We start from the raw sequence: 16,332 nt of genomic DNA, 5'->3' as shown, positions 1-16,332 counted from the left end.
GTGACATATGAAGCCACGCCCCCGGTGTATATAGTCCAGTACTGCCGGTATCAGTTATCCGGTACAGCCTTACTCTGTAAACATCTCTTTAAACTCATTTAACCACTCAGACTTGTGGGCTGCTGTATCGGTCTCATCATCCTGGATTACCTTGATCTGATCCATCGGAACCATGGCATCTCCCGCCTCCACGTCCTTGCGGATAGTCCTTCTATACTGAGTATTATTCATGAATTCCTGTACTTCCTTGTTGGTAAGCCAGTCTATGAATATCTGAGCATTTTTCTCATTCTGGCATCCCTTGATGATATACACGCCATCACCCCGGAAGATAACACCCTCGTTCATGTAAACAGTTTTTACAGGGGAACCCGCACCTACATACTGCGCAGAACCCTGTTCAAAGGTAAGGCCTACGGTGTACTCTCCATCCGCAACGCCCTTATATACTGCGGAGGAACCGCCTAAAAGCTTGCCGTCCAGCTGTGTACAGAATTGTTTTACATAATCCCAGCCATTGTCCGGGTTGCCGCCGCCCATGGCATAGAGCATATTTACCAGATGCTCAAAAGAGGAGGAGGAAGCTGCCGGATCTGCAAATGCAATCTTGCCCTTTAACTCCGGATTCAGCAGGTCTTCGTATCCCTCAATCTTGATATCTCCAATCAGGTCTGTGTTTACCATGATAACAGATGGGATGGTATCAAAACGTGTCATATTGCCCTCTGTGTTCTTGTACTCATCATAGAAAGCATCCTCATTAACAGTTATGTAATCAGCAAAATATTCGCTCTTATTTTTCACAGTGCCTATGGTTCCTGACCAGAGGATATCTGCCTGTGGTTTGTCTGCCTCCGTCTGGATTCGCTTTAATGCGTCTCCTGTACCCATAGCCAGACACTCTGCATCAATACCGGTATCTTCCTCAAACATAGCCAGCATGGAGTCGATCATGGACTCGGTAAGAGGACTATAGATAATCAGCTTCTCTTTTGAGGCTGCTGCCCCCTCCTCTTTCTTAGCCTCTGTGCCTGCCTCTGTCTTGGGCGCCTGTGTGTCCGCATTTTTCCCCGACGTTGGACTGGTACCACCAGAGCAGCCTGCCAGGCTTGTTGCTACTGCCGCTGCACATAACAATGAAATCATTCTTTTTTTCATTTCCATTATCCTCCTTTAGTTGTACTGCTTTGCCTATGTTTCCGAAAGTGCAGAAAGAGCAGGCGGCTGCCTTTTTCAAATCTTCGATTCTTCAGGTCACCCTGACGAAGTCCCCTTCCTTCTCATCACCAAGGTCTACCACCATATCCAGTGCGCCCGCCTGCCCTCTGCGTTTGAAATATCTGTAAGATTATTATATTATCTCATTTCTTTCGGAGCAATCCATTATTCTGGCAAACTGTCCAATATTCTGAACACATATTTCATTTCATTGTAATATTTATATAACTTTAATGCCTTTATGGTCCATTTTAGGGCATAAAAAGACCCCTTTTCTCCTTTTCCATAGATTGATTAACTCTTCTGTTTCACGCTTTTTTCAATATAATCCTTTATCTTAATCTTTTCATATGTACCGCCTTTTTACCTGCTTTATTTCCCAAGGTCAAAGACTTGCCCCTTTAAAATACCTTGGATTTTTTTTGATGCCCATGCTATACTTTTATAGTAGGAAATGAATGACCGGTTTGAGGACAAAGATATGATTAAAATCGCTATTGTAGAAGATGAAATGGAATATGTGGAAACACTAAAAGGCTACCTTGCCCGGTACGAAGAAGATCATTCCGTCAGCTTTCAGCTTCAGGCTTTTACCGACGGTCTTGATATTGTATCGGACTATACTGCCAGCTATGATATCATTTTGCTGGACATTCAGATGAAATATTTAAACGGCATGAAAACGGCACAAAAGATCAGGGAGCTTGATGAGGATGTGATCTTCATTTTTATTACCTCCTCCTCCCAGTTTGCAGTAGAGGGATACACGGTAGACGCCCTGGGCTATATATTAAAACCAGTGCCCTATCTTTCCTTTTCACAAATACTAAATAAAGCTGTGGGCAGAATCCAGAAACGGCAGGCAATACACTATATCAATATAGACAGGCCCGAAGGTACCATGCGGATGAGCACGGACTCCGTCTATTATATCGAAAGCCAGCTGCACCATGTCCTCATCCATACGGACAAAGGGAATTTTGTGGCTTCCGGGCCCATGAAACGGTTGGAAGAGAATTTAAAGACCTTTGGTTTTGCCAAGTGCCACAATGCCTATCTGGTTAATTTAAAACACGTGACCGGCTGCCTGCCTAGCGATGTACTGCTGTTTTCAGGCGAACAGATTCCCGTTAGCCGGAGCCGGAAAAAATCATTTATGGAATGCCTAGCTGAATATATGGGAGGTTAAACCGATGAACTTTGGCGAACTTATGAATACGCCCCGCCCCTTTACCGCTCTAGCCGAATGGTGTGCCTGCATAATCTACATTCTTATGCTTCGAAGAAGGCTTAAGGGACTCAACCTGGCCGTTTCTTTTGTGGGCATGCTTGGCTTGTTTTTTCTTCTCCACATGATTGCCGCCATTCTTCCGCTGTATCTATGGTTTCCAGGGATGATCGCCGCCATTTTACTGATGTATTTTTCCATCTATGCCTCTTGCCGGATCTCTCCTTATGACGCCGGATTCCTTTGTGTCCGCGCTTTTGTTCTGGCGGAGTTTACTGCCTCTTTCCAGTGGCAGCTGTATGTATGGTGGGCGCTCAGCTTCGGACGGGTGAGCAGGGCCCTTTCCGTCCTGATCATGTCAATTTCCTATGGGTGCATTTATACGGTATATTATTTTCTGGAAAAAGAGCACATTCCACAGGCAGAGGGAATGGAAGTGGAACGGAAGGAGCTTGTCGGCGCTGTTTTTATTGCACTGGGTGCCTTTTTAATCAGCAATATAAGCTTTGTCATGCCTAATACCCCCTTTTCCAGTGCCACCAGTTCTCTACTCTATGTAAGGACCCTGGTGGATTTCGGAGGACTCCTGATGCTTTTCGCCCAGCAAAACAGAAGAAAAGAACTGCAGGTCCGCAGCGAAAACCATGCAATGAACGGGGTCTTACAGCGTCAATACGATCAGTACCGCATGGCCATTGACAATATGGAACTGTTAAGACGGGAATTCCATGATCTGAAACATTACATGATTGCGATCCGGGCGGAAAAGGATCCGGAAAAGAGGGAGCAATGCCTATCTGAAATGGAAAAAGCCATTCTCACCCAGGAGGCTATGGCAAATACGGGGAATCAGGTATTAGATGTGGTACTGACCACCAAAAGTACCTACTGCACCCAAAACAAAATCACCTTAGCCTGCATGGCCGATGGAAAACTGATTTCCTTTCTCCATGTAAAAGACATCTGTTCCATCTTTGGAAATGCTCTGGATAATGCCATTGAATGCGTTTCACAGTTTGAAGATCCGGAAAAAAGGCTGATCAATCTCTCCATATTTAAACGGAACCACTTTTTAATGATTCAATGTGAAAATTATTTGGAAAACCAGCTGGCCATGGTGAACGGATGCTTTCCTCCCACTACGAAAAGTAATAAGCTGTATCATGGGTACGGTTTAAAAAGCATTCAGGCCGCAGTGGAAAAATATGGCGGTTCAATGACCATTTCTTCCAGAGATAACTGGTTCCGCCTTCAGCTCCTCATACCGATCCAGGATGAGACATTGGCCGTCCGTGAATAAGCGTAAATAGCTTTCGCACTGCCATGCCTCTACAAAACAGCATAAACAGAGAAACATAATAAAATCAGGCAGTCCGTATGAACATTCTTCATACGGGCTGCCTGATTTTATTATGCGTTTACATCTTTTTTACGGCTTCCGATTATTTTTCATTGTTCTTAAAAATGACCTTAAAGATGGGGAAGAACACCCAGAAGGAAATCGCAGAATTGATCAGCATGGTGATTACATCTGCAATGGTCTCTCCCCCTCCGCCCAGGTTTAAACCGTTCATGAACAGATGATAGACAGGAGCCTTATAAAGGCCCTGCAGAGCGGCTGCGCCAATTGTAATGATGATATAAGCGATCACATACCACAAGGCTGCCTTTGCAGCACTGTTATTGGCTTTAAAGGTAACATTCCTCTGAAGAAAAAAGTTGATGACCTGGGCGATTCCCATGGTAATTTCCACCGCTAGAAAATACGCAAGTCCTCCGCCCCCGCCGGCGGATAGTGCACCCGCTCCGTAATTAAATATATAATAGGGCGTGCCGTCTAAATTGGAGCCCACATGCCATATCTGGAAGTTTGTATCCACCAGGGAAGTCATTCCGAAAATGTTTCGGAAAACCGGCATTAAAATCATCTGCAATACCGTAACTCCGTTGGACACGAGAAAAAATATTAAAAATTGTGCTAAGGTCGGATGGTTGCCCGCAAAGGTCTTCCATCCGGATTTTATTCGTGACAGCATGTGCTCCCTCCCTTCTATTTACCGGAGAGCTTTTTCTCATAAGCTCTGTTTGCTTTTGCATTGGCAAAGTACCCGCCGATGATTCGTCTCATCCCGCGGAAAAAATGGCCGTTCACTGCCAAAACCATCCCCTCCGCCATATCCATGCTGACTGCTCCCCCGGTCATCTTGGCGATCCCGCGGAACGGCATGTTATAAATGAATAAGAGGTTTAAATCCGGCTTTCCTTTTTCCTCGCTCTTGTTTTTCAAGCCTGTCAGAATCCGCCAGACCAGTCTGGCCAAGGGACTTTTGGCATAATACATCTGGCTGAGTGCATCATTTAAGCTTAAGTCTCCAGACCATTTTCCTTCGGGAACCGGATGACCTAAAAGAGTTTCAAATTCTTTCTCAGACACCTGGCTAATCCTGCCGGTATAGTAAGATTTAAGGGTTTCAGCCTTATACGGCCAATCTTTTGTGGTCCCTTCCCGGGTCACTGTCTGAAGCAGCCTAATATCCGCTACATTTGCACCGATGAATATGGAATAAACGCCGCCCTCCACCTCAAAACGGTTTGTCATACTGTTCCAGTACCGGAAGGTCTTATCATCAAAGGGAATCGTGATTGCTTTACATTCCCCCGCCTTTAAGAATACTTTTTTAAAGCCCTTCAGCTCTTTTTCAGGCCGGAATATCCTGCCCTTAGGTCCTCCCACATAAAGCTGGACAACTTCCTTACCATCAACTCTTCCCGTATTTGTAAGGGTGAAACGGACTTCATTCTCCAATACCTCAAGGTCCTTATAGGAAAAGGTGGTATAGGACAGACCATAGCCAAACGGATACTGCACCTTTACCTTTACGGTATCATAATATCGGTAACCCACATAAATGCCCTCCCGGTACTGGGAGCAACGTTCTGCTCCGGGAAAATACCGGTAAGCCGGAGTGTCCTCATACCGCAGGGGATAAGTCTCGCTCAGCCGGCCGGAAGGGTTCACTTCTCCGGTTATTACGCGAAGCATGGCGGACGGTCCGGCTTCTCCGCCTAAATAACCGTGGAGAAGGGATTTACAGCATTCATGCCACGGCATTTCTATGGCAGAACCTGCGCTTAAGATTCCTACTACATTGGGATTTGCCTCTGATAACGCAGTGAGCAGACTGATCTGGTTCTGGGGGATTCCCATATGGATTCGGTCCATCCCCTCCGATTCACTGATTTCATCAAGACCAAAACAGTATAGCACCACATCGGCCTGGGCAGCCAGCGTTAAGGCTTCCTCTTTTAAGGTGACATCAGTTTTTCCGCCACGGGAATAGCCTCTGGCACAGCCGGTCACATTCAAAGGATAATTCCTTATCATTGCCTCCATATTCTCCACCCGGATAGGATTTACCAGGGAAGATCCTGCCCCCTGATAACGGGGGGTGAAGGCAAAGTCACCGATTAACGCCACCTTGCAGCCGGGTTTTAACGGAAGAAGTTCATCTTCGTTTTTTAATAGCACGATGCTCTCCTCTTCCGCCTTTTCCGCTAGCTTGTGATGCCCTTCCTGATCAAAAGATTTCCCCTTATTTTCCCGGTTTCCGGTAAGGTCAAGCACCGCCTCCAGCAAATCGTCGACGTTAGCCTCCAGCGCTTCCATGGAAAGGCTGCCATTCTCTACTGCTTCGATCAGCTCCCTGGCAGAATGAAGGCCAGGGGAAGGCATTTCTAGATTAGACCCTGCTGCCACCCCCTTCACATGGTCATTGGAACCTCCCCAGTCAGTGATGACGATGCCGTCAAAGCCCCACTCTCCCCGCAGGATATCCTTTAGAAGATGTTCATTTTCATTGGCATAGACACCGTTGACTTCATTGTAGCTGGTCATAATGGATCTTGCCCCACCCTCTTTCACCGCAATTTCAAAGCCCTCCAGATAAATCTCTCTTAAGGTCCTTTCATCCACCACGGAATTCATGGCCATGCGGCGCAGCTCCTGGCTGTTGACTGCAAAATGCTTGGGGCATGCATACACGCCCTGACTCTGAATACCCTTAATGTAGGCTGCCGCCAGTTTTCCGGATAAGTAGGGGTCTTCGGAGAAATATTCAAAATTCCTTCCGCAAAGGGGGCTTCTCTTAATATTAAGGCCAGGCCCCAACAGGACATTCACGTCCAGGGCCGAGGCTTCCTCTCCCAGAGCTTCCCCGATTTCACGGCAAAGGTCCATATCCCAGCTATTTGAGATGGACGCTGCCGTAGGAAAGCAGGTAGCCGGAAGGGAAGCATTTAATCCCAAATGATCCCCTTCCCTTGCCTGTTTCCGGATTCCATGGGGGCCATCAGCGCAGAATATGGAAGGGATACCCAGCCGGTCGATGTTCCGGGACTGCCATACATTCTTCCCGCTTAAAATGGCCGCCTTTTCTTCTATTGTCATCTTTTCAATGATATCAGTATGTTTCATGTCATTTTCCTCCGGACATTAGATGAGTTTTCCCCCTCCTAAGCTGCTGCCTATGATTCCCGTTTCTTTTTATAGGCATTGATAATTCTTACCTCCAAGGCTATAAATCCTGCCGCCAGAATCACATCAGCCACAATGGCTGCGATCTGCCATGGAAGCATTCCGCCCTTTGCGTTGTTTCCTTCGTAGGCACGGCTGTTTACTACCGTGTACATCATGTTTTTACAAGCCTTACGCATAGCCTGAAGGCTTGTAGCGCTGGACGTATCCTTTAAATGGTTGGTTTCCGTATCATAGGCTACCAGCATGGCATCGTTGCCGTTCCGGATCTCCTGATCGGCATTCTGATATCCGTATCCTCCGAAATAATCTGTGAGCACAAAGCCGCGGAAACCCCATTCATCCCGAAGCACCTTGTTAAGCAGTGCATCAGAAGCACCTGCATATTCGGTTCCAATGTAGTTAAATGCGGACATTACTGCCTTTGCTCCGCCCTCTTTTACTGCAATTTCAAATGGTCTTAAATAAATCTCACGGATGGCCTGTTCGCCGGACCAGGTACAAAGCATGTTGGTCCGGTTGGTTTCCTGGTCATTAAGGGCAAAATGTTTCATATAAGCATATACTCCATGACGTTCTGCACCCTTAATTGCACTGGCCGCCATTTTTCCTGACAGGATTCCGTCTTCGGAATAATACTCAAAATTTCTGCCTGCAAAGGCGGAACGATGAGTGTTCATAGCCGGCGCATACCAGCCGGATACCTTCATTTCGTCTGCCATCTTACCGATGCTTTCTCCGAATTCCTCTGCAATATCACGGTTCCAGGTACTAGCAATCAACACTGCGGAAGGAAAGCCGATGGAGCCGGTTCCTGTAAAGTTGTTGTTAATGGAAGCCGGTCCGTCACAATCCACGGTACCTACCTTATCCACGCTCTTAGCTGCTGACGTCTGATAACCTCCGATGGCGACCATGGTATCCATTTCTCCTACGGTCAGCTGGTCAAGAAGCTTCTCCCACTGCGGATCGTCATAATCCAGCCCCCGCATGGCGGCAAGGCTCAATCCATTCTTTGCGCCGGTTACCGGTTTTATATCCTCAGCATTGTTATGAGCTTCTGGATCGTAATTGCTGTTATTTACAAAGGTAGCCTTATATTTTTCCGGCATGGTCAGGGTAGAAGGCTTTGCCGTAGCCTCTTTATAATTTGCAAATCCGTCTGCACGGGATAAATAAGCCGGTTCTCCCTTAGCATCAGCAAACCTGTTTTCCGCAGCCGCCTTATCGGTAGAGCGGGGATTGGCTTCATCATATATGGTTTCCGAAGCTGCGGTATAAATCTGTTCTTTGATGACATTATGGGAATCGGTCCGGATCGAGATTTTATAATCTCCTGCTTCCAGGACATAAGCGCCCTTCCCAGCTGCATCGTAGGATGCCATATCTTCCGCCTGGAAAGAAACTGCAATGGTCTGGGACTGGCCCGGCTCCAGGAGATCTGACTTATCAAAGGCAATCAGATTTGCAGAAGCCTTTTCAATTCCTCCATTTGTATAGGGCGGATTGTAATAAACCTCCACTACATCCTTTCCTGCTTTGTCTCCAGTATTGGTAACGGTCACGTCAAAGGAAATCGTGCCGTCTGCTTCTGTGAGGTTCCCCATTTCCTGAGAGAAAGAGGTATAGGACATGCCGTATCCAAAGGGATAAAGCACCGTTTTACCGTAATCAATGAGCCCTTCCTCTGCGGCAGTTTCATAGAAACGGTAACCAACATAAATGCCTTCCACGTAATTGATAAAGCTGGGATAGGTAGCCTCTCCCTTAAATGCCTTACCCGCGAATTCATTCATGTTATCGTAAATAAAGCTTCCGAAGTTATTATAGTGAGGAGTCGCTGTTAAGTCTGCAGCAAAGGTGTCACTTGTTTTTCCTGAGGGGTTGACAGCACCGCTTACAATTTCGCCCAGTGCCTCAAAGCCGGACTGACCGGTTCCCGGACACCAGATAGCACTCTTTATCTGACTGTAATCATTGAGAAAGCCAAGCTCCATGGCGTTTGCACCATTGTAAACTAAAACGACATTGTCGAAATTGGAGCAAACCAAATCAACCATGTCCTTTTCCGTCCTACTTAATTGCAGATAATGCTCCCCGGCCTCAAAATCCTTATATTCGGCAGAATTATCTGTATAGGTAACTGCGCTGACATCTGTAGGGAGATCGGCTCCTTCCCCTCCTACACGGGTAATCACGATCAGTGCCGTATCAGAAAATGCTTTTGCATCTGTCATCAGCTCACTGGTGTAGGATTCCTTTAAAGGCTCCGGAAGTGTCCAGTCCTGTTCCCACATCCCCACATTGGGACGGTCGCTCCGGTATGCGGTATAGAAATCAGTAAGCCCGGTATTCAGTTTAAATCCCGCGTCTTCAAGCCCTTGAAGAAGAGACACGGTTTCATATGCGTCAGAGAGGGAGCCTGAACCGGTACCTCCATAGCATGGATTGGTGGAAGCCCAGCCAAAAACGTTTAAATTAGAATCTGTCTTTAAAGGAAGTAAGTTTTCCTCATTTTTTAAAAGAACGATTCCTTCTTCTGCAATTCTAGTACAAAGCTCTGTTGCTTTGTCTGAGGTTTCTTTTGAAATTGTTCCACTTCCGGTTGCAAGGGAGATCAGACTGGACATTGGACCCCAGCATATCATATTTACTACGATAACCACGGCAAGCCCAATGGCCATGAGCCCCTGGCGCCGGATCAAATAACAGGTTGCAGATTTCTTATTCCTGCATACTACCATAACCACCACTGCGGCTGCAACTGCAATGGCCAATCCAATGAGGTACGGCACACAAAGGTTGACGATTTTTAATACATCATCGATGTTGATTTGTAACATTTCTTTCATCCTCCTCCATAAAAATTACCACAAGCTGCGTGGTATGAACTTCACTTTAGCATACTATGGATTCTCAGGGTGGCTTTTTGCATAACCGGTAGTATTTTCTGCATAATCAGCAAAGGGCATGTCCTGTCCGGCCGGAGTTATTCCTCTGGTTTATAAGGCGGAGTGGGGCGAATGAGGGAAATCTGCACTAAGAAAACATTCCGGATATAAACAGAATCCGGGAAAAAATCTTTTGTTCAGATTTTCTTCCGGATTTTTATAAAAGTAGTATGGTGATATGACAATTGAATTTACTCCTTGAGCCAATATTCAGAGCCGAAGTCCGTGCGGCAAAAGAAGCCGTATTCGATTAACAGACGCCTGATATATGGAAAATCATGATATATCTCTTTCAAAGCATTGTTGATTTCATTTTCGCTGTAATGGACACCTGGCAGAAACTTGGCTGCTATTTCACGGAGAACCACGATTTTAGCCTTTTCCTTTGAAGGAAACTGCTTTACCGCCCCGCTTTTATCAAAATATCTGGACAAGATCTTCGTCTTTTCTTCTATGGTAACATCATACCGGTCATCCACCATTGTTGCAGTTTTATGAGCATCATAAAACTCTGTTGCATCATGTTCTGATTTCATAGCTTCCTCCTTTTTATGTAACAGTTCCATTGTCGCTAAAAACAGTTTTGATTGCTTTTCATGTTCGTGAAGCTTAAAGCGGTAATTCCGTACAGTCGAATAAGAAATGCCTTTTTGCGCAGCTATTTCTTTATCGGATAAGCCCTCTACCATCAATTTTAATATGGAGTGCTGCAGCTTTGATAAGCCTAAAAAAGAAGGATTCATATTCATCAAATAATTCAGCATTGATCCATGTTTTTCTGCGACATGGATGTCAGCCATTTTATATGCATCATAAAAGTGACCGTCATAGGAATAAATCTCACCCTTGGTATAATGCTCATTGCAAATGAAACAGTAAACGGAATCATCATCTTCATAATATCCACTCTTTAATTCATCGGGTCCAGCCTGCCACAAAGATTTTCTGTCAAACAAATTTTTCATGATTATATCCATTCCACGCATCGTAACAATGCATATAATTCCTTTTCTTTATTTCCTGCATTCAAATATCAGGATACCCTTAATAAGGGTTATTATATATGATTTTTTACTAAATGTCTACGCATAAACAAACATTTATTGATTTTGTTTATTTATAAAGCCAATATCATCAGTGAAATCCCCTTTAATTACCGTTCCAGCATCGCCGGACTATAAGCACCCATTACCTATATTTCATAATCCCTCATCCGCAAAATAACCTGATTCACTCTGTTTTCCATGTCGCGTCCATTAAACTTTTTCAAAAAAAGCTCGGACCTAACAGCGCCGTCATTCATAAATAACACCCGGTCAGCTCTGGACGCGACTTTTGCGTCATGGGTTACAAGAAAAACAGCCATGCCATTTTTGCTGATATCGGAAAACAGCTCCATAATTTCTTCCGATGATTTTGAGTTGAGTGCGCCGGTAGGTTCGTCAGCAAATAAAATCTCCGGCTCGCTCATAAGGGCGCGGCAGATACAGGCGCGTTGGAGCTGACCGCCGGAAACCTCGGTAATATCTCTTTCTTCCAGCCCGGTTATGCCGGTCTTTTCTATCAATGTCTTGGCTTTTCTGATAATGCCGGCGGTATTTTTTCTTTTTTCCTGTACGCTGGAAAGAATGATATTATCCAGAATATTCAGATTTTTCAGCATGGCAGGCTGCTGGAATACAAATCCCATCTTTGTTCTGCGAATATCTGCCAGTGCGTTTTCATTAAGCCGGGTCAGTTCCTTACCGCCAAATTGGATAGAACCGCTGTTGATGGTATCTGTACCGCTTAACGCAAAGAGCAGCGTAGACTTTCCGCAGCCGGACGGCCCCATCACTGCGACGAACTCTCCGGCTAATATTTCTATATTCACTCCATTGAGTGCATTGGACGCTTCCCGTCCTTTGCCATAGGTTTTTACAATATTTTTTCCGCTTAGAATTTTATTCATAGGCTACTCCTTTCTATATTCGGATATCTTCAGACCGGAAATTTCCGAAATGCCAAAACGTGCTGCCAGATAGACACAGACCGCCATTAAAACAGGGGAAAACAGATAGGCAAACAACGGGTTTATATTAAAGCGGAACGTGGATGCGCCAAAAGATGAAATCAAACCCACGCCCACCAGCTCTCCCAAAGTGTTTGCCAAGGCAGTGCCTATTAAAACGCCGGCAGCCAGTACTATGGCAGACCTCACCATATATTGCCGGCAGATATCTTCATTTTTAAAGCCGAGGGATTTTAAAACGGCAATCGGATATCTATCCTTTGTCACCAGCATTTTCATAAAGAGAAGTGTGACCAGCACAGTGAGTATGGCGGCAGCGGCAATGGCAGCGTAAGAAGCTTTTTTAACCGCATCAGTAATCCCGCCAAAGGTCTGGCCGATGTATTCATCTATATCGGATACCTTGGCATAGGAAAACTGTTCCTTATATCCGGTTATCTTTTGATCTGTGGCAGCATCCGCCTGTAATTTTACCGGAATAATACTCCATAGAATGCTGTCCTTACTGGTTTTAAAAACTGCCTTTGCCGTCTTGCCCCCATTAGTGATATCAGAATATATCCCGCTTATGGTAAGCCGCTTCTCCTGACCGTCAATATTGAGCACGATAATATCATTAAGCCCTTTTTCGAGATCGCCCGCAATTAATGATGAAATAGCGATTTCCGATTCGCGCTGCGGGGCTCTGCCAGCCGAATACTCAATAGGGAACGCTGATTGGTCGCCAAGTTCCACCTTTAGCTTTTCAGTGGTACTGTCCTCCATTTTCATATCGAACATATAACTGGTCAGCACCGTGTATTTTTTAATATCTGTGTCCCGTGCCATCGCAGCTGCTATCTCCGCTGTCTTTCCTGCAATATCTTCCGTCTGCTGGATATCGATTCTCATATCACATTCGCCAATGCCCATATAAGTCATAAAGTTTCTTTGGGAAATGGTATTATAAGTATTCTGCGGCACAATCATCAGGAATGAGGAAATAACAAGCACCAAAAGCATTGTGCTGTAAAGTTTTTTTCGGGCTAGCACATCCTGAATGCCAAGAAAAATATTCGGCGGGAGCCCCCCGCTGCAGGATAGCCGGTAGCTTTTCGCAAGTTTGGCTCCACTCTGGGACGCTCCAAAGCGTATGGCCTCTGCCGCTGATACTTTTTTGAAGCGGCATAGAACGCCGTTCACATAAAGCACCACCACCAAAAAGATAATCCCTGCGCCTATCATTCCAAATACCGTGCCGAGACCGGAACTGCCGCTCTCTCCCATATACAGACGAATATTCTCCATCAAAGGCTCTTTTGCAAACAGAGACAGGATGAATCCAGCTATGCAGGCAGTTCCGGCAATAGCACCATACTTAGCCAGATAGAGCTTTTTGATGCTTCCAACCTGCAGACCGATAGCTTTTAATACGCCAATTTCCCGGTAATCTTCTTCCACCTTGGCAAGCAGGGTAAAACGTATACACAGGAAATTGATCACGATTACAAGGACGCTGATAAGGATAAGCATCGCTATCATCATGCCGTCATCAAGGGCATTTACCAGCTTAAACAGGGAATGGGTGATGGCGGGAGGCCCGTTTGCCGGAAGTCCTGCGGCAATATAGCCAGATTCAAAAGCGGAAACAGCGGAACTGTCCCTAAGTCGGAACTCTATTAAATATTCCAGCTTTCCAAATTTCTTTACTTTTTCAAAATCACTTTCATTGATAAGAAACCGCTTGGAGGAAATCATGGAAGCGTTCATTTGAGAATCCCGCAGGAAACCAGCTACCGTAAAGGAAACCCCATGAATGGTTATGGTGTCGCCAATACCTGCCAGCCCCTGCTTCATGTAGTAAATGGGAACATAGATCTCTCCTTTGGCCGGGTAAATAATATTGCCGTTAAGGCCCAGCAGAAAATCAAAGCGTCTGCTCTGCACCGAAAGGCCGTTATCCTGCACGTAACCGGCGAGGGAGTTTTCACCAATGACAATTTCTGCGCCCTCGATGTTGAGAAAGGGAAGCACCTGAAAATCTTCTACATTATTTTCCGTATCTGCAAAAGCAGAAAGCCGTTCCATATCAATATCACCGGAGTGCATCTGCATAAAGTGGGGCGTTTCGGCTCTTAACATCATGTTGTTAATAGCAGAGAACAAATTCACCGACAATATCGCGGCAAGGGAGGTAAGCATTGCCGCAAGCAGAATAAATGCGGTAATGGTGATTGTAATCAGTTTGCTTTTCTTTACATCGTTTATTATTATTTTTCTGTACACAGTTCACCTCCCCGCTCCAGCCCCCTGACGGACTTTATATTATATAAAAGAATGGCCGTTGCAGATAACAACAGACCAGCTATCATAATTAATAATCCAATTCCTCTGCCGCTTCCCACGCCGATTACCTTTCCCATGCTATTTGCCAGCGCGCCATCCTCTACCAGCAAAGGGATAAATACATAGTCTGCAAGCGGACCTAAAATGCTGTATGCAATCACATATCCAAGCTGGGAGATAATACCGATCAGTCCCCAAACCCTGCCTTGCACATCGTTGCTGATATTGGTACGGATCAGATAATCAATGCTTGTGTTGGCAAATGGAAGCATTGAAAAAAAGAGAAAACCAAAAATGCAGATTAAAATAATGTTTTCTCTAAATCCGTAGCCTGCCATAAAGATACCGGCAAAAAAGAGCGAGGCAAAAAGCATTTGTGTAAAGCCCTTTTTTATGGGAACCGTGCCAAGAATAAGGCTGCTTACCAGCATGCCCATGGCTGAAATCGTAGTGGCAACCCCCAGCACCGAACTGTCGGTAAATCCAAGTATCATTGGCGTATAAAGAGACTGGATGCAGCCTAAAAAGAAAGAGATGCCGATTCCTGATAAAACCAGTGTGAACACGCCCCGGTTTTGGGTGAGCGCAGTCAGTCCGGTTCTAAACTCATGGAAGAAAGATTCTTTATATTCGGAAGCTTTGGCAGCAAGCCCCCTTCGTACCACAAACGTCACCATTACAGTCAGAAAGATTGTGCAAATGTCTATCATAAGCAGAAGCCTTATATCTGAAACCTGTAACAGAAACCCCGCGATGAGCGGTGAGATCAAAAACTTTGCGGAACCGGATAATTGTACCAATCCGCTTGCTTTTGTGTATTCTTCTTCCGTTAGCAGGTCAGTAATTGTCGCTTTGAACGCCGGTTCTATGAGTGAAGAAAACACCGAACTGATGGTAACGCCTATTCCGATCTGCCAAAGCAGTGCTGGGCCATTCATCATGCAAATCAGGATATAGATAAGTCCCAAAGCGGAAAGCCCGTCGCCGAGTATCATTAAAAGCCTGCGGTCGTATTTATCAGCAAGCACCCCTGCAAACGGAGTGAGCAGGAGTCCCGGTAAAAAAGCCAACAAGATAATCAATGTACTGGAGGACGCAAGACCGGTCTGCTCAAATACATATACGCCAAGCCCGAAAGATGTTATGCCGCTGCCTATGGCGGCGACAAAGCTGCCGGAGCACAGCATAACAAATTTTATAAATGGTTTTCCCGTGTTCTTATTCATAGGCACTTCCTCCATCCATTTGAAATAGTTCTATCACCCTGTCAAAACTTCCCCGTTCTGCACCAAACAATCTTTCTAGATTAAATATAAACGCCTTTACCCTTCCCAAAAGTTCTTCGCCTGTAAGTTTTTCCGCATAATCATCAAAAACTGCATTGATATGAGCCACAACCATCTCCAAGCTCTCATAGGGATAAGGGGTGTTGAATAAGCCCTCATTGATACCGTCCTCAATAATTTCCATAAGAATCGGGGGGATGCCTTCCATCATTGCCTGATGTGTTTTCTGGTGCATCAAAGCATTCTGGGGCTTGTGCATCTGCCGGGTGAGTTCTGATTTGCCATCTTTATCACCATTCATAGCAATAAAAGTTCTGATCAGCCGTTCCAATACAGGAATACTTTTATCCGAAGCAATCTGCCTGGCCGCAGTCAAAAACTCTGTGTTGCGCCGATCAATAAGTGCATCCAAAATATCTTCCTTTGATTTGAAATGATAGTATATTGTTCCCCGCGCGATTCCGGCCTTCTCTATAATGGCGCTGATGGTCGTTCCATCAAAGCCATCACTGTTAAAAAGGTCTGCGGCAGCATCCAGTATTTCATTCTTACGCACATCAGCGTCTTTTATAATTCGCATAACATTGCTCCTTAAACTTTAATTAGACTGACGTTCAGTCTAACTAATTATAGAATGCACCATCGTAAAGTGTCAATATAATTTTTTAATATTTACGATACATAACCGTATAGTATCAGAACAGTTTACAGACCTGCTTTTTTTTGCACAGGCAGTATTCTATCTATAGAGATTCCATCCGCAGAAGTTTCTTTCTTAC

The 16,332-nt window shown here is 45.2% G+C and carries 11 protein-coding genes; 2 read left to right on the top strand and 9 right to left on the bottom strand.

Features of this window, described 5'->3' with window-relative positions:
* Positions 1-69: 69 nt before the first annotated feature.
* The gene (locus tag ACHZES_RS15755; RefSeq protein ID WP_395547151.1) at positions 70-1,158 is read right to left on the bottom strand and encodes an extracellular solute-binding protein; all 1,089 of its coding nucleotides are present in this window, start codon (positions 1,156-1,158) and stop codon (positions 70-72) included.
* Positions 1,159-1,699: 541 nt separating this feature from the next.
* Here ACHZES_RS15755 and ACHZES_RS15750 point away from each other — a divergent pair.
* Entirely contained in the window at positions 1,700-2,407 is a 708-nt protein-coding gene (locus tag ACHZES_RS15750; protein WP_038284300.1) for a LytTR family DNA-binding domain-containing protein, read from the top strand.
* A gap of 4 nt (positions 2,408-2,411) precedes the next feature.
* On the top strand, positions 2,412-3,746 hold the full coding sequence (locus ACHZES_RS15745) for an ATP-binding protein (protein ID WP_038284285.1): 1,335 nt from the start codon (positions 2,412-2,414) through the stop codon (positions 3,744-3,746).
* Positions 3,747-3,888: 142 nt separating this feature from the next.
* Here ACHZES_RS15745 and ACHZES_RS15740 read toward each other — a convergent pair whose 3' ends face one another.
* The 8 genes from ACHZES_RS15740 to ACHZES_RS15705 all read right to left on the bottom strand — a co-directional run bounded on the left by ACHZES_RS15740 (position 3,889) and on the right by ACHZES_RS15705 (position 16,133).
* Positions 3,889-4,482 (bottom strand): hypothetical protein, encoded by a 594-nt coding sequence (locus tag ACHZES_RS15740; protein ID WP_395547153.1) that lies wholly within the window; start codon positions 4,480-4,482, stop codon positions 3,889-3,891.
* Between the two features lie 14 nt (positions 4,483-4,496).
* Positions 4,497-6,920 (bottom strand): glycoside hydrolase family 3 C-terminal domain-containing protein, encoded by a 2,424-nt coding sequence (locus ACHZES_RS15735; protein ID WP_395547154.1) that lies wholly within the window; start codon positions 6,918-6,920, stop codon positions 4,497-4,499.
* Positions 6,921-6,970: 50 nt separating this feature from the next.
* Positions 6,971-9,823, bottom strand: a complete 2,853-nt coding sequence (locus ACHZES_RS15730; protein ID WP_395547155.1) for a glycoside hydrolase family 3 N-terminal domain-containing protein — start codon at positions 9,821-9,823, stop codon at positions 6,971-6,973.
* Positions 9,824-10,122: 299 nt separating this feature from the next.
* Positions 10,123-10,908 (bottom strand): DUF2087 domain-containing protein, encoded by a 786-nt coding sequence (locus tag ACHZES_RS15725; protein WP_404820244.1) that lies wholly within the window; start codon positions 10,906-10,908, stop codon positions 10,123-10,125.
* 215 nt (positions 10,909-11,123) lie between these two features.
* Positions 11,124-11,882 (bottom strand): ABC transporter ATP-binding protein, encoded by a 759-nt coding sequence (locus ACHZES_RS15720; RefSeq protein WP_154525097.1) that lies wholly within the window; start codon positions 11,880-11,882, stop codon positions 11,124-11,126.
* 3 nt (positions 11,883-11,885) lie between these two features.
* Positions 11,886-14,207: an FtsX-like permease family protein gene (locus ACHZES_RS15715; protein WP_395547157.1), complete on the bottom strand. Its 2,322-nt coding sequence runs from the start codon at positions 14,205-14,207 to the stop codon at positions 11,886-11,888.
* Positions 14,192-15,493, bottom strand: coding sequence for an MFS transporter (locus ACHZES_RS15710; RefSeq protein WP_154525099.1), 1,302 nt, complete (start codon positions 15,491-15,493; stop codon positions 14,192-14,194). Before ACHZES_RS15710 ends, ACHZES_RS15715 begins: the two co-directional genes overlap by 16 nt.
* Complete coding sequence (locus ACHZES_RS15705) at positions 15,486-16,133, bottom strand: TetR/AcrR family transcriptional regulator (protein WP_395547158.1); 648 nt, start codon at positions 16,131-16,133, stop codon at positions 15,486-15,488. Before ACHZES_RS15705 ends, ACHZES_RS15710 begins: the two co-directional genes overlap by 8 nt.
* Positions 16,134-16,332 lie beyond the last annotated feature (199 nt).

Origin of the sequence: Lacrimispora sanguinis (assembly GCF_044987295.1) — a bacterium.
GTDB lineage: Bacteria > Bacillota > Clostridia > Lachnospirales > Lachnospiraceae > Lacrimispora > Lacrimispora celerecrescens_B.
Note: the sequence above shows the minus strand (reverse complement) of the source record. Positions and strands in the feature narration are given on the sequence as shown.

Coding starts and splice junctions, on each gene's coding strand:
- ACHZES_RS15755 (WP_395547151.1), bottom strand. CDS start 1,158: ATGAAAAAAAGAATGATTTCATTGTTATGTGCAGCGGCAGTAGCAACA.
- ACHZES_RS15750 (WP_038284300.1), top strand. CDS start 1,700: ATGATTAAAATCGCTATTGTAGAAGATGAAATGGAATATGTGGAAACA.
- ACHZES_RS15745 (WP_038284285.1), top strand. CDS start 2,412: ATGAACTTTGGCGAACTTATGAATACGCCCCGCCCCTTTACCGCTCTA.
- ACHZES_RS15740 (WP_395547153.1), bottom strand. CDS start 4,482: ATGCTGTCACGAATAAAATCCGGATGGAAGACCTTTGCGGGCAACCAT.
- ACHZES_RS15735 (WP_395547154.1), bottom strand. CDS start 6,920: ATGAAACATACTGATATCATTGAAAAGATGACAATAGAAGAAAAGGCG.
- ACHZES_RS15730 (WP_395547155.1), bottom strand. CDS start 9,823: ATGTTACAAATCAACATCGATGATGTATTAAAAATCGTCAACCTTTGT.
- ACHZES_RS15725 (WP_404820244.1), bottom strand. CDS start 10,908: ATGGATATAATCATGAAAAATTTGTTTGACAGAAAATCTTTGTGGCAG.
- ACHZES_RS15720 (WP_154525097.1), bottom strand. CDS start 11,882: ATGAATAAAATTCTAAGCGGAAAAAATATTGTAAAAACCTATGGCAAA.
- ACHZES_RS15710 (WP_154525099.1), bottom strand. CDS start 15,493: ATGAATAAGAACACGGGAAAACCATTTATAAAATTTGTTATGCTGTGC.
- ACHZES_RS15705 (WP_395547158.1), bottom strand. CDS start 16,133: ATGCGAATTATAAAAGACGCTGATGTGCGTAAGAATGAAATACTGGAT.